This is a genomic window from Bacillus sp. Marseille-P3661 (assembly GCF_900240995.1).
In the GTDB taxonomy this organism is placed as follows: domain Bacteria; phylum Bacillota; class Bacilli; order Bacillales; family Bacillaceae_J; genus OESV01.
Genome location: NZ_LT965953.1, coordinates 1,481,677 through 1,495,913 on the forward strand (window position 1 = coordinate 1,481,677; position 14,237 = coordinate 1,495,913).

Genomic DNA, 14,237 nt, shown 5'->3' on the forward strand with positions numbered 1-14,237 from the left:
TCCTCATTAGTTTTATTTAGTAAACAATAGTACTCTTTTGTTTTTTTGTATTTGCGAATATTCGAACTATATTTCTTTCATTGCTATCTACTAGGACTGCAATTAATCTTTTACAGCTCCACTTGCCAGACTACTCGATATTTGTTCCTGTAATATGATATAAACAACTATACTTGGAAGAATAATCATAATGATGGTAGCAAATAAAGCAGGGTAATCAGAACCAAATGCTTGAACAAGATAATTCAAAGCCAAAGACAATGTTCTGCTTTCTGGAGAACTAGTTAATAAAAGTGCAAATAAAAACTCATTCCAACAGGATAAAAAGATAAGGACACCAGCACTAGCTAGAGCAGGTCTTGCCATTGGTAGTATTATTAATAAGAATGTTTTTACAAAACCCGCCCCTTCGATATAAGCACTTTCCTCCATCTCCTTGGGAATACTCTTAAAATAACTTCTCAATAAAAACAAGGCTATTGGTAAAGCTAATCCCGTATATACAAAAATAAGACCCGTTTTGGTATCATATAAATTCATTTCATTTATTAAAATATAGATGGGTTGGAGCATAGAATTGGTAGGTATTAATATCGAAAACGATAAAACAATATAAATTAGATTCCTGAATTTAAATTCAAATCTTGCCAGGATATATCCAGCCATAGAAAAGATAATCAAAGAAACTATAGTTGTTATTACTGCAACCAATAAAGAATTCAGAAAAAAGTTATGAAGATTTGTAAGCCTAATTGCATCTACATAAGATTCAAATGAAAAATTAGATGGCCAAGAAAACGCAGATTCTAATACTTCATAATTTGTTTTAAACGAAGAGAGCAAAACCCACAACAATGGAACAACAGATATTAAAACTACAAACAACATGATAAAATAATTAAATAATTTATTCATAAGCACCCCTGTTCATTCTGAACGCTTTTGATATTATTATGATTAAGATTATTCCTAAAATTAGCTGAATAACGCCTATTGCATTCCCATAACCGTACCTATATAAAGAAGAAACTTCGTTATATATCATAAGTGTCAAATTTGTTGTACTATCTCCTGGTCCACCTCTAGTAGTCAAATAGATTACTTCAAATTTTTTCAACACTGAGGTCACTGCTAATATTACTCCAGTTCCTATTATGTTTTTTAACATGGGTAAATTAATATACCAATCGATTTGCCAGTCACTGGCTCCATCAATTTTTGCTGCTTCATGTATTGAAGGTGAAATAGAAGATAATTCAGCTAAAGTTATCAATGTAATAATACCGGCAAAAAACACCCAAGTAGCGCCTATAGATAAAAATGCGGTTTTAGAGTCATATAACCAATTATGCGAGAAATCTGTGAATCCCAAAAATTGAATTAGGCCGTTTAGTAGTCCGACTCCTGGATTAAATATAAAAGCATAAATAACCGCCCATGCAGCTATCGCGATAATATTGGGAATCAAAAAGACTGTTCGTACGAATTTCCATCCAAATGGTTTTTTATGAATAATAAATGCAACTAAAACTCCTAAAGGAACTTGAATAAAGGCAGCCATTGCAGCCCACAAAATGGTATTAAGTAAGGCTGTTTTAAATGTAGAGTCTTTTAAAAACAATTCCAAATAATTTTCTAGACCTATAAATTTCATAGATTCATAACCATTCCACGATGAGAAACTGGATATAATTGTAATCCCCATTGGAATTAAGTAAATAGCACAATAAAATAACACAGTTGGTAATAAAAAGATTAAAATCCATTTCTTTTTGACCTTCATAATAAGTGCACCTCTCGAAAGAAATCATGCGGAAAAAATTATATTTTATCCGCATGGTTTAGAATCATTCTCCACTAGTACTTTGTTCGAATTTTTTCGCTGCTTCTTCTAAGATTTTTGCATATTCTTCTGCTGTTATCTCTCCAAGTACAAGTTGCGGAAGTTGCTTTGGAATTGCTTCATGTATAACAGAAGTAGCCCAGTTTGTTTGGTATAGCGGAAGAGCTTGTTTCATTTGGCTATTAACCAATTCACGTAGCTCAGTATCTAACCTACTAAGTTTAGCTATTTCTTCATCGCTTAATTCTACATTAGGGGCTATTCCTCCAAGCATAATCATTTTTTGTTTTTGAATTTCTGGAGAAGATTCAAATTTTAAAAATTCAGCCGCTCCTTCTACCACTTCTTCCGGATGACCTTTAGTGATCGCATAACCATAGAGAGAGCCGTCTAATGAAACTACCGTATCTCCAGGGAATAGTGCTACACCGACCTTATCAACAAAGCCCTCAGGAGCAGACTTCGGATCACTCATCTGCGCAATAAACCAAGGTCCGTTTGCTACCATAGCTGTTTTGCCACTAATAAAGTTATTTAAAGACATGTTGACATCAGCTCCTATAGCATCTGTCGTTGAATAACTGAAAAGTTTTGCAATATCCTTAGATGTTTCAATAAAGAAATCGTTTTCAAAATTTGTAGGGAATTTTTGACTCAAAAATTCAAGTCCGCCAGGTTTCGATGCAATCATAGCCTCATGGATCAATCCTGTAGTCCACCCATCACCTTGTGTATTTAGAGATACTGGTGTAATTCCTGCTGCTTGCAATTTTTGACATGCATCCCAAAACTCTTCCCATGTGGTTGGAAACTGATCAATACCTGCTTTTTCAAAATACTCTTTGTTATAAAACATTGCGATATATCTATCACTAATAGCTGGTGCTCCCACAACCTTACCGTTCACTGTATTGTACTTAAGTGAATCGTCCGTCACCGTAGACTTCCATTCAGGAGAAGCTTCTATAAAAGGTTTCAAATCAAGAATTTTATCATTTTCTATTATAACTTTAGCTGTAGAAGCATCCCTTCCCAACAGGATAATGGGTGGGAAATTATCAGTTGCATTCCATAATTTTAATTTCTGAACATATCCATCATCACCTGGAACTTCTTCAATCACTACTTCATATTGACCTTTATATTTTTCATTAAATTGATTTACTACACCTGCTATATATGGTGCAACTGGGTGAGTACCTACATAATGTGTTGGGAATAATATCTTAACAGCTTCGTCATCCTTATTATTTTGACTCTCATTAGAACTCTCACTGGAAGTACATCCTGATAAAATAACAACAAAAATAAGTAAAACAAAAGCAAATATATTCTTGTGAATTTTCATTGGATTCACCCTCTCTATTAATTAATAACTATCCGGCCGGGATATTATAATTATAAAATCTTCTAAATTATCAAACAATTCAAATATATTAGATTTCATTCAAAAATTTTAGAGGAATTCGTATTCTACATAAAAATCCTTGAGGTTTAAGGTTCCTAAATTTCAAATTATATGCATCCCCATATTTCTTTTTAATACGGAGATTTACATTATTTAATCCGTATCCACCGCCTGTACTTGTATTTTTTTCAAACTTCCCTACATTCATCAATTCCAAATATTTTTCAGACACTCCTCTGCCATTGTCCTCTACTTCTAAAACAAGCTCTTCCTTTTCTAAGTATGCATGGACTCTAATAATGCCACCTTCATTGAAATCTTTGAATCCATGTATTATTGAATTTTCAATTAAAGGTTGAAGAATTAACTTCATGACCTTTATGTTTCTAAGTGATTCATCTGGAAAATCTACTTGAAAATTAAATAATTGACCGTGTCGCATTTTTTGTATCAACAAGTATCGTCGAGCATAATCTAGTTCATCATAAAGACTAACTAGAGAATCTCCCTTATTTAAACTGTGACGCAGTAATTTTGATAATGATGTTATCAACAAACTAATACGCTCATCACCAGAACGTAATGCAAGCATATTAATATTATCAAGCGTATTATAAAGAAAATGGGGATTAATCTGCTCAATTAGCATTCTTAACTCGGCCTCTCTTGCATTTTCCTGTTCAATTTTAATATTCTCAATTAATGTTTTAATTTCTCTAGACATTTGATTATAATTATCCGCTAGCTCTCCGATCTCGTCTTTTCTTTTTAAATCAATTTCTAAATTAAAACCTTTATTCTTAATTTTTCTTATATGTATGATTAATTTCTCTATCGGATTGGTAAAGCTAAAGGCAAATATCAATGCCAAAACTGTAGCAACTAGCATTGAAAATAATGAGACTAGTATGATAAATCGCTGAATTTGTCGAGCTGGAGCTGAAACATACTCATCAGGTATTATGCCGGAGATTTTCCATTCTAACCCATTAATAACTTCAACCAAAACCAAAGATTCAACCCCTCCTACATCTTGGCTATAAACACCTCTCTGATCTATGGTTAACATATGTGAATGATCACTATCAAAAATCTTATGGATAAATCTCGGAGTTTCAGAAGTAAGGATGGGGTGGTTACTTTTATCTGCTAGAAAATAATACTTTTTCCTTTCCTTAATTACATCTGAAAATACTTCATTAATATCTTCTAGTTTTATCCTAAAAATTAATATTCCAAGTTTTCTGTTGTAATCGAGATGATTTACAACACGAGCAGCATATACAAATGATTTATCCTTTTGATTTGTTAATATATCCTTGTCATACCACCAAACCATTTTTCCAGAAGTACCAGCTAATTGTTTATTTAGCGCAACCTCATCAATACTAATATCATGATGATTTTCATAGGGAAGGGTGTAAATCTTATCTCTACTATCAATAAAAAAAATAGAATCAATATCATCGTTTTTCATGTTTCTCATAACTGAAACAATTGAATGATTTTGATTCCAATCAGTATTTGGATAGTCTCCTAATGCTTGGATTGCACCACTAGTAATAATATTAATACTCATTTTTTCAGTTTTTTCGATAAACTTCTGAAACTGAATATCTATTTTCTCTATGTCAGTATGTAGATGTGCTATACTCTGTTTTGTCAAATAATTTCCTAAAATAACATGTATCGCTATGCTAACACTTAAAAGTGGTAAAATAACAATCGGAACAATTAATATAACAAATTTAAAACGTATCGGTAAATTTACGAACAATTGGCGGATTCTTTTTGCTATACTACATACGGTTTCTATATTCATTTGGCGTCATTCCTGTCATTTTTTTAAAGACTACATTGAAATAATGAGTATTCTTAAACCCAACCTGATCTGCGACGGCATACACTTTGCATTCTTGTGAGCTTAAGATTCTTTTAGCTTCTTCAACTCGAAGTGAGGCTACGTATTCATTAAATGATTTTCCTAAATCTTTTTTAAATATTTGTCCGAAATAAGTGGTATTCATATTAAAATGGTCAGCAACTAACCTCACAGAAAGGTTTGGATTGGATAAATTATTCTTAATAAATTCCACAGTCTCCCGAACCATTTTTTTTAAACTTGGGATATCTTTTTTTAATTTATCATTGATATATTCATTACATAAAAAATATATAGTATCCATAACTTCATCTGTTGTTTTTTGGTGCATTTCTTTGATAAACCCTTGTACATCTCCATACCTCTCCAATATATGAAGATCTCCAACTTCTCTAATAATTGCATTAAATAACTGATATAAACTCGTGACAGAGAAAATATATGATTTCGTTTTTCTTAACTGATTTATAAATTCATGTAAATTCTTATTTAGTTCAATTAAATCCAGAAAGTGAATGGCTTCAATGATTTTATCCTCAATTTTCTTTGGATATGTTGGTGGCTCTTGGTCTAAAGTCTCTAGTTCCTGTGAATCTACATAAATATTATTTCCAAATAAAAGGCTATATTCAAGAGCATGGGTTGCATCTAAGTATGAATATTCAATACCTTTTAAGCCGGTATAGACCCTGCCACGCGCAATAGAAACCGTTTGATTTAGATAAGTCTTTATGTTTCCTTGAATTTCTTTGAGTGCATTTTCCAATTGCATAGATTCAGATGTATTAAACGTATAATCCCAAACAAGTACACCTAAAAGTGACCTCCCGATATCTACAACAAAATTGTTTAATGCTGGACACATACTTTCTTCTAATATTCTTCGTAATGCATACGTATTAATAAAATCAACACTATGATTATTTTGCTCAATAACGTTTTTTATTGAAGGTTGATTCACTTTAAATAAAACTACAGCATATCTATAGCTGTTTTTTAATGGAAAGTCTTTCTGAATTTTTATTTTTTCAATTTCATTATCATTGCTCAATCCGTGAAAAATATTTCTAATAAAACGTTCTATTTGAGCTTGTTGATTTGCCAATATGGTATCTTGTAGATGTTTTTCTCTACGCTTGATAGAGTAATAATTATCTAATTCTTCGGAAACAGCATAAAGTACATCTTGCAATTCGGATCGGTTAATTGGTTTTAATAAATAATTATTGACTCCTAAACTTATAGACTGTTTTGCATAGTCAAAATTACTATATGCACTTATCACAACAAAAAAAAGGTTCGGATCAAGTTTTTTTGCTTCATTTATAAAAGTCAATCCATCCATAAACTTCATTTTAATATCAGTAATGATTAAGTTCGGTTTGAGTTCTTTAATTTTTAATAATCCTTGAACTCCATCAGTTGCGGTGCCTGCAAGTTCAAAGCCATATTCTTTCCAATCAAGAATATGCTTTAAGCCATCCAAAATGATGGGCTCATCATCCAAAATTAATAATTTATACATAGAAAATACCCCCTCGCCTTACCATATACATTTTTAGCACCATACCCACTATCTTAATCACCTGTTTAAAGGTATTAGTAAAGTTTTTGCTGTATATATTGTAGCTATGTATTTTTCTGACTTTTACAGGTTCACGATAAAATGTAACATTATAATAACTTCTTAAACTAGTAATCTATTAGTTAGGTACTAATTAAATAATATCTATAATTTTGAGGACCACTTTCTAAATGCCATTATACTTCATTAATTAGGTATTAATTATTGATTATTGATTAGAGGGAATCTCAAGATCCAATTGCTTAAATAACTTCAATATATTTTGGTAATTTGATCCCAAGTCCCCACCTATACCTCTCTTAGAGGATATCACATCTACTGCTGTACGATTAAATGATATCGCAACAACAGTAATTACCATATCTTCCTTCCAAAAAGGCTTACTTATTTCCACAAGGATTTCACCACGATCCTCATCAATATGGACAATTTCCCAAGAGGGTAAACTATTAATTGTATTTAATAATTTATCAAGCACATCTTTAATCGGTTTATTGTAATAAGGGGTTTTTAAACATTTATCTTTTGATGATTCATCCGTTTTTTCATAATTTCTTATTAACCCAATAATACTTCGTTTTATTGACATACCAGTATTCCTCCTGGGGATTTGTAATAATATTAATCTGTATTATCCTTTCACCCAATTTTCAACTCACTGTCAAAGATGGCGTATTCTCATCTAAGCAGAGTATAATTGTATCTTAACCCCTCTACCCTAACCGTCACTTATAAGTAACAACTACTAGCTAGAACTACGTTAACCTAAATCTCTTTTATTTTTCAAGTCTTCATAATCTAACAGTTCTACACATTTTCCACAAAGAAGCTCTGAATCTATAACTATCTGTACATCATCAAATTTTATGGTGCAATTACATCGATTACAGTTTCCAACAGCCATTATTAAAGTCCCCCCAACGACTATCTCATCAATTAGTGTTGCAAGAGATTTGTTATAATAATTATTTATGTCTTCTCAATGTTTTGTTACGGGTATAATTCCTAACTTCAGGTATTGTTTCGATAGAAAGAGGTGAACGCGCTTAACTAATACACGTATTTGAGTACAAATACTTAACCTCTCTATAGATAATTACACTTTTTAATATTCTAGGAAACATTGACTAGTACATTTTGCTACACGATATTCATTTTCTATAACTTAAGTAATATCATTTTACATGATATTACTTAAGTTAACTATATTTAATCTATTAGTCTAAATTTTGGAGGAATCTATCCAACCAATAGAAATTCTTCTGTGTAATGTCAGAATAAACTAAAGGAATAAGTGACAATTATTAATATAGGTATCTATCATTGTATAAACAGGTAAAAAATCCTGAAATAATCTATATATTATCTAATTCTTTTTTCTGTATCAGCGTCAAAGAAATGTGCTTTATTCATATCAAATGCTAGCTCGACATTTTGATTGCTTTGGTAATCCATTCGAGCATCTACTCTAGCAATAAAAGAATGGTCGCCTATGTTTGAATATAAATATGTTTCTGCACCCATTAATTCTGCAACTTCAATTGTTGACTTAAAGGATGTATCAGGTGATGATTGGATAAATATTAATTCATCATGAATATCTTCTGGTCTTACTCCTAAGATAACTTTTTTATTCATATAACCTTGGTCTCTCAGGATTTTAAGTTTCCCTTCAGGAATCCTAATTGATTGATTACCAATCGAAATTCTATCATCTTTAATGACCCCTCTAAAAAAGTTCATTGCTGGGGAACCAATGAAACCACCAACAAACACGTTTTCTGGATTTTCATAAACTTCCTTTGGAGAGCCTACTTGTTGAATATCACCGTCCTTTAACACAACAATCCGAGTTGCCATTGTCATTGCTTCAGTTTGGTCATGAGTAACATATATCGTTGTAGTTTGTAAACGCTGGTGTAATTTTGAGATCTCTGCACGCATTTGAACACGTAACTTTGCATCTAGGTTTGATAATGGCTCATCCATCAAGAAAACTTTTGCATCCCGAACAATTGCTCTTCCCAATGCTACACGCTGCCTTTGTCCTCCAGATAGGGCCTTCGGCTTTCTATCTAAATATTGTTCAAGACCTAAAATTTTAGCAGCATTTCTAACTCGCTGATCAATCTCGTCTTTCTTAAACTTTCGAAGCTTTAAGCCAAAAGCCATGTTATCATATACATTCATATGGGGATATAGAGCATAGTTCTGAAATACCATTGCTATATCTCGATCCTTTGGCGCAACATCATTCATACGTTTATCATCTATGAAAAAATCACCGTCTGAAATTTCTTCGAGCCCAGCAATCATACGTAAGGTTGTAGATTTCCCGCAACCAGAAGGACCAACAAACACAATAAACTCTTTATCTTTAATATGTAAGTTAAAATCCTTAACAGCTGTAACACCTCCATCATAAACCTTTTTAACATTGTTTAATTCTATTACTGCCATTTATATGACCTCCATATCAATATCTTATTTAAGCAATCCTGCATAATTCAAATGGTGAAAGTATTTTATTAGAAAAAAGAGGAAGCATGCGAAGATAACATTTAATACTTTTATATAAATACAAACCAAATAAGGCTACTTCCGATCGTTTATAAAACTTAGGTAAAAAGATATAAAAACCTGTACTTTATAATAGGGATGCTGATAAACATAGCAGGCTATACAAAATTATATAGCCCGCTATATGTCCCTTCCTAGTAACTACAAAATTACTACCAAACTCTTAACATGAATACTAAACTATTATTTTTAAATTTTCAAATTATTTTTGTAACCAAACCTCAGCCGGTGTCCATCCTGTTGCATGAGTTTCATTAATTCCAGAATCTTGTACGCTTTCCTTAAGTACTGAAGCCTTTAACTCTAACCAGAAAGGTGTTGCGAGTACATGCTCATCGAAAACAGCCTTTTGCAACTTATGTGCTATTTCCTTTTTAGCTGCTTGATCCGGCGCTAACATTACCTCATTAAACAAGCTTTTTACATTGTCTGGATGTAAAATGTGTTTACCATATCGCGTTGCTGCTTCCGAAAAGTATCTTGGCATAAACAATGCAACATCAGGCTCTGCTCTCAGCATAAATAGGATGATTCCGTCCCATCCTCCATCTGGACTAACTAATTGATCATATCTAGCAGGGTCCGTAACATCAATATTAGCCTCAATACCGATTTCAGCCAGATAGCTTTGAATTGCCGTAACAGCATCTGCATAAGAAGAAACTGTATACAATGTTGTTTTAAAACCATTTGGATACCCTGCTTCAGCTAGTAGCTTCTTTGCCTTTTCAGGATCATATGGAGTACCCTCAACATTTGGGTTATACGACCAGTAGTTAGATGACCCATATTGATTGGTATCAACCGCATAACCAAATGTAACCGCATTCATTAGAGGTTTAACATCAATTGCATATCCTAATGCCCGGCGAACTCTTACATCATTGAACGGCGACTCCGGGTTACTACTACTCGTCATTATCCCAGTTAGGCGTGAACCTATACCTGACGTAAGTTCGGCAATCCTCCCACTACTTTCCAAATTACCTGCTGCTTTTAAGGACGGAGAATATACTACATCTATTTCGTTGGCTTGGAAAGAAGCTTCAAGAGACATTTCATCCTGATAATTGTAAAACTCCACAGTATCTAAATAAGGTTTACCTTCTTGCCAGTAATCTTCGAACTTCTCAAATTTAACAGACACATCATTTTCTAAACTTACAAATTTAAATGGGCCTGTTCCAACTGGATTCTTCATCATCCAGTCCTTCCCACCATTCTCCTGTGCAGCTGTTGGAGAGAAAATAGTCATATAGGTAGCGAAAGCTCCTAATAAACTGTTGTTCCATTTTTTTAAGTTTATACGAACTGTATAGTTGTCAACGACTTCGACGGATTCCACATCCGCAAATTCAACAGAGTTCGATTTAATTGTTTCATCAATATTCCATTTCACTGCTTCAGCATTAAAGTCAGTTCCATCATGGAATTTGACGCCTTCTCTTAGATTAAAAGTAACTGTCAGATTTTCAGCATCCGTCTCCCAGCTTTTGGCTAACAATGGATCGACTTCTCCACTCTCATTTAAACTGACTAATGTTTCAAGAGAAGTAACTGCAACAAACATTTCAGCAGCACCACGATATGATCCTGCATAACCTAAATTCTTTATATCTCCTGTACCAGGAGATAAACCAATTTTTATTGTACCTCCATTTTTTGAGTCTTCTGAAGTTTCTTCTGTACTTTGAGGAGCAGTTTCAGAATTTCCTTCATCCGTATTTACATTCGCTGGCTCTTCATTACTACAACCTCCTAACATTAACATGAACAAAGCAATAAATATCAAGAAATAGACTACTAATTTAGAAGATAGATAATTATGTTTCAATAGTTATTCTCCTTTTTTACATTTTTAGTTATTTCGGTGTCCGTAACATTACTTGATTACAAGCAATACAAATGACAAGTTCAAATTCGAAAGTGATTTGTAATGAAAGGGTCCTCACCTCCTAAAAAAACAATGTATTTCTCAATATCTACTGTTGGATCCGAACTTCCTCAGGTGTCCATCCAGTAGCGTGAGTTTCATTAATTCCAGAGTCTACCACTTTGTTGCTTAACACCGAAGGCATTGTAATCAACCAAAACGGTGTCACCAGAGCATATTCATCGAAAATAGCTTTCTGCAGCTCTTTTGCAATCTTCGCTTTTTCATCTTGGTCTTTAGCCGATTTTGCCTCTGAGAATAAAGTTGTTATTTTTTCTGGATGTAAAATATTCTTACCGAATCTTACAGCATCTTCTGAGAAATATCTTGGCATGTATAAAGCGACATCAGGCTCTACCCTTGGATTAAAGACCATGATTCCATCCCAGGTTCCATTTGGACTTACCATTTGTTGCATTCTGCTTGGTTCTGCAAGATCAATGTTTGCTTCAATACCTATTTGAGATAGAAAACCTTGAACTGCAGTCATTACATCCATATAAGATGCATCAGTATACAAGGTTGTTTTAAAACCATCTGGATACCCTGCTTCAGCAAGAAGTTTCTTTGCTAGCTCAGGATTATAGGATGTTCCTTCCACTTCTGGGTTATAAGACCAAAAGTCCGATGTACCGTATTGATTTGTCTGAACCGCAAAACCAAAAGTCACTGCGTTTAATATGGATTTTGGATCTATAGCATGACCTAATGCCTTACGAACTCGAACATCATGGAACGGTGAATCCGGATCTTTACTATTTGTTATAACCCCTGTCATTGATGAGCCCATCCCTGACTTTAACTCTACAACCTTACCAACGGACTCCATAGAGCTGGCTGTTTTCAGTGTAGGAGCAAAAATAACATCAATTTCTTCAGCCTGAAAAGATGCCGCTAATGACATTTCATCTTGATACATGTAGAATTCAACAGCGTCAAGATTTGGTTTGCCCGGTTGCCAATATTCATTAAATTTTTCAAACTTGATTGATACATCATTTTCCAAGCTTACAAATTTAAATGGTCCTGTACCAACCAGATTTTTCATCATCCATTCCTTACCACCATTCTCCTCTGCAGCTGTTGGAGAGAACATGGTCATATAAGTTGCAAAAGTTCCTAACATGCTATTGTTCCATTTTTTCAAGTTAACTTGAACATTAAAGTCATCGACTATGTCAACAGATTCTACATCAGAAAATTCAACTGACTTCGCCACAATCGCTTGATCAATATTCCACTTTACTGCTTCCGCATTAAAGTCAGTTCCATCATGGAATTTGACCCCTTCTTTAAGTTTGAATGTAATTGTGTTACTATCAGCGTCAACCGTCCAACTTTCAGCCAACCATGGAACAATTTCCCCATTTTTATTTAAACGAACCAAGGTTTCAAGAGATGTTCCTGCGGCCAAATACTCATTTGCTCCACGAAATGATCCTACGTACCCTAAATTCTTAATATCACCTGACAACGGTCCTAAACCAATTTTTAGAATCCCCCCTGTTGTTACTACTTTTGAAGAATTTTCATTTGAACTTTCATTTGACACCGAATTCTCAGCTGGCTTATTGCTACATCCTGCAAACAATAATATTGTCAAAATTAATGCCACTATCATGTAGTTTGATAATTTAAAATTTTTAAAAAAATTTATTGACATCATTCCACCTCTTTCATTACTTCTTGTTATTCGGCTATAGTTGAAAAATCTAATTTAATGCCTTTACTATTTTATTTAAGATTGCTACTAGAAAAGAAATTAATAGCCCCTACATTGTTTGCATATCCAACAAATCCAGTAGGTACTAGATTTCCATTATTAGGATCAACCTTATATACTATTAAGTTTCCTGAAGCCTGATTTCCCACATACATGAAATTCCCCGTTGGATCAAAACTCATAGTCCTTGGACCATTTCCTTGTGAAGGGGTAGTGCCATTAAATGAAATCTTCCCTGTTGAGAGATTCACAGTAAAACTAGCAATACTATTGTGAGCACGATTTAAAACATACACAAATTTATCATTAGGATGCACTTTAATATCAGATGGATGCGTGCAAGAATAAAAATCTTCTGGACTTTTAGGTTTATAATTTGATGGAATTGTAGTTTCAACATTAATTTCAGCTATTTCTCCACTTTCTCTATTGAAATTTAATGCTATAGCTTTTGGTACTAATTCACACGAAACATAAAAGTACGGAAAAGTTGAACTAAAACAAACGTTTCTAGGACCTAATCCAGCTGAGGTTTTTAACTCACTTATATGAGATAACTTTCCAACTGTTTTATCCAAACTGTATATTGTTATCGTGTCACCTCCCCGATCACACACTGCAACAAAACTACCTGAAGGATCAATATTTACAGAATGAGGATGTGGGGCAGACTGCCTAATAGAATCTACACCACTTATTTTAGTATGTTTAACTAGATCAATTACATCCCCTAGTTGTCCATCCGTATCTAAAGGTATGAGGACAATACTTGCTTCATCAGGAATTTTAAGCAGTTCGTATTTATCGTTTTTGTTTTTAATTGAACTAACTATGCTATCTTCAGATCCATAATTAGCAATGACGACATGAGATTCTGAAGGATCTATATCGATTGAACATGGGAAAGCTCCGATAGTAGGTTTTGTGTTAATATGTGAAAGTAAACCTGTTTCTGGATCAATGGAAAAAGCACTAACACTGCCACCAAAACTTTCTAAACCACCATATACTTTAGTCTCATTCACAGCGTATAAAACCTGTTTATTGGATGCAATTGCCATACTCCCAACAGCCATATTATCGGCATACGTAGCTATAAGATTGAATGAGCCATCTTTTTGATTAACTTCAAAAACTTTAATCCCGCCCCCACCATCATTCCCTCCATGGGTATTTTGCCAGGAGCCTACATACATATAGACCTTATTGTCAGTACAGAATTGTGAGCCTAAACTCTCAGTAAGCACTTCCAAATTCACCATCCTTAACATAAGTTTTCTTTT

10 protein-coding genes are annotated in these 14,237 nt (G+C 33.5%); all 10 read right to left on the bottom strand.

The window, feature by feature from the left end; translation table 11 throughout:
* Window positions 1-102 precede the first annotated feature (102 nt).
* Window positions 103-915: a carbohydrate ABC transporter permease gene (locus tag C1724_RS06990; RefSeq protein ID WP_102345982.1), complete on the bottom strand. Its 813-nt coding sequence runs from the start codon at window positions 913-915 to the stop codon at window positions 103-105.
* Entirely contained in the window at window positions 908-1,783 is an 876-nt protein-coding gene (locus C1724_RS06995; RefSeq protein ID WP_102345983.1) for a carbohydrate ABC transporter permease, read from the bottom strand. The genes C1724_RS06990 and C1724_RS06995 overlap by 8 nt, the downstream gene beginning before the upstream one ends.
* Window positions 1,784-1,847: 64 nt before the next feature.
* Window positions 1,848-3,191 (bottom strand): ABC transporter substrate-binding protein, encoded by a 1,344-nt coding sequence (locus tag C1724_RS07000; RefSeq protein WP_102345984.1) that lies wholly within the window; start codon window positions 3,189-3,191, stop codon window positions 1,848-1,850.
* A gap of 88 nt (window positions 3,192-3,279) precedes the next feature.
* Complete coding sequence (locus C1724_RS07005; protein ID WP_102345985.1) at window positions 3,280-5,073, bottom strand: cache domain-containing sensor histidine kinase; 1,794 nt, start codon at window positions 5,071-5,073, stop codon at window positions 3,280-3,282.
* Window positions 5,051-6,658, bottom strand: coding sequence for a response regulator (locus tag C1724_RS07010; protein WP_102345986.1), 1,608 nt, complete (start codon window positions 6,656-6,658; stop codon window positions 5,051-5,053). The genes C1724_RS07005 and C1724_RS07010 overlap by 23 nt, the downstream gene beginning before the upstream one ends.
* A gap of 268 nt (window positions 6,659-6,926) precedes the next feature.
* Window positions 6,927-7,307 carry a DUF1499 domain-containing protein gene (locus C1724_RS07015; protein ID WP_102345987.1) on the bottom strand — a complete coding sequence of 127 codons (381 nt, stop codon included), beginning with the start codon at window positions 7,305-7,307 and terminating at the stop codon, window positions 6,927-6,929.
* A 773-nt stretch (window positions 7,308-8,080) separates the two neighbouring features.
* Window positions 8,081-9,178 carry an ABC transporter ATP-binding protein gene (locus C1724_RS07020; protein ID WP_102345988.1) on the bottom strand — a complete coding sequence of 366 codons (1,098 nt, stop codon included), beginning with the start codon at window positions 9,176-9,178 and terminating at the stop codon, window positions 8,081-8,083.
* 322 nt (window positions 9,179-9,500) lie between these two features.
* Entirely contained in the window at window positions 9,501-11,132 is a 1,632-nt protein-coding gene (locus C1724_RS07025; RefSeq protein ID WP_102345989.1) for an ABC transporter substrate-binding protein, read from the bottom strand.
* Between the two features lie 148 nt (window positions 11,133-11,280).
* Window positions 11,281-12,894, bottom strand: coding sequence for an ABC transporter substrate-binding protein (locus C1724_RS07030; RefSeq protein WP_180994155.1), 1,614 nt, complete (start codon window positions 12,892-12,894; stop codon window positions 11,281-11,283).
* A 71-nt stretch (window positions 12,895-12,965) separates the two neighbouring features.
* Window positions 12,966-14,201, bottom strand: a complete 1,236-nt coding sequence (locus C1724_RS07035) for a lactonase family protein (protein ID WP_258000364.1) — start codon at window positions 14,199-14,201, stop codon at window positions 12,966-12,968.
* Between the last annotated feature and the right edge of the window lie 36 nt (window positions 14,202-14,237).

Coding starts and splice junctions, on each gene's coding strand:
- C1724_RS06990 (WP_102345982.1), bottom strand. CDS start 915: ATGAATAAATTATTTAATTATTTTATCATGTTGTTTGTAGTTTTAATA.
- C1724_RS06995 (WP_102345983.1), bottom strand. CDS start 1,783: ATGAAGGTCAAAAAGAAATGGATTTTAATCTTTTTATTACCAACTGTG.
- C1724_RS07000 (WP_102345984.1), bottom strand. CDS start 3,191: ATGAAAATTCACAAGAATATATTTGCTTTTGTTTTACTTATTTTTGTT.
- C1724_RS07005 (WP_102345985.1), bottom strand. CDS start 5,073: ATGAATATAGAAACCGTATGTAGTATAGCAAAAAGAATCCGCCAATTG.
- C1724_RS07010 (WP_102345986.1), bottom strand. CDS start 6,658: ATGTATAAATTATTAATTTTGGATGATGAGCCCATCATTTTGGATGGC.
- C1724_RS07015 (WP_102345987.1), bottom strand. CDS start 7,307: ATGTCAATAAAACGAAGTATTATTGGGTTAATAAGAAATTATGAAAAA.
- C1724_RS07020 (WP_102345988.1), bottom strand. CDS start 9,178: ATGGCAGTAATAGAATTAAACAATGTTAAAAAGGTTTATGATGGAGGT.
- C1724_RS07030 (WP_180994155.1), bottom strand. CDS start 12,894: ATGTCAATAAATTTTTTTAAAAATTTTAAATTATCAAACTACATGATA.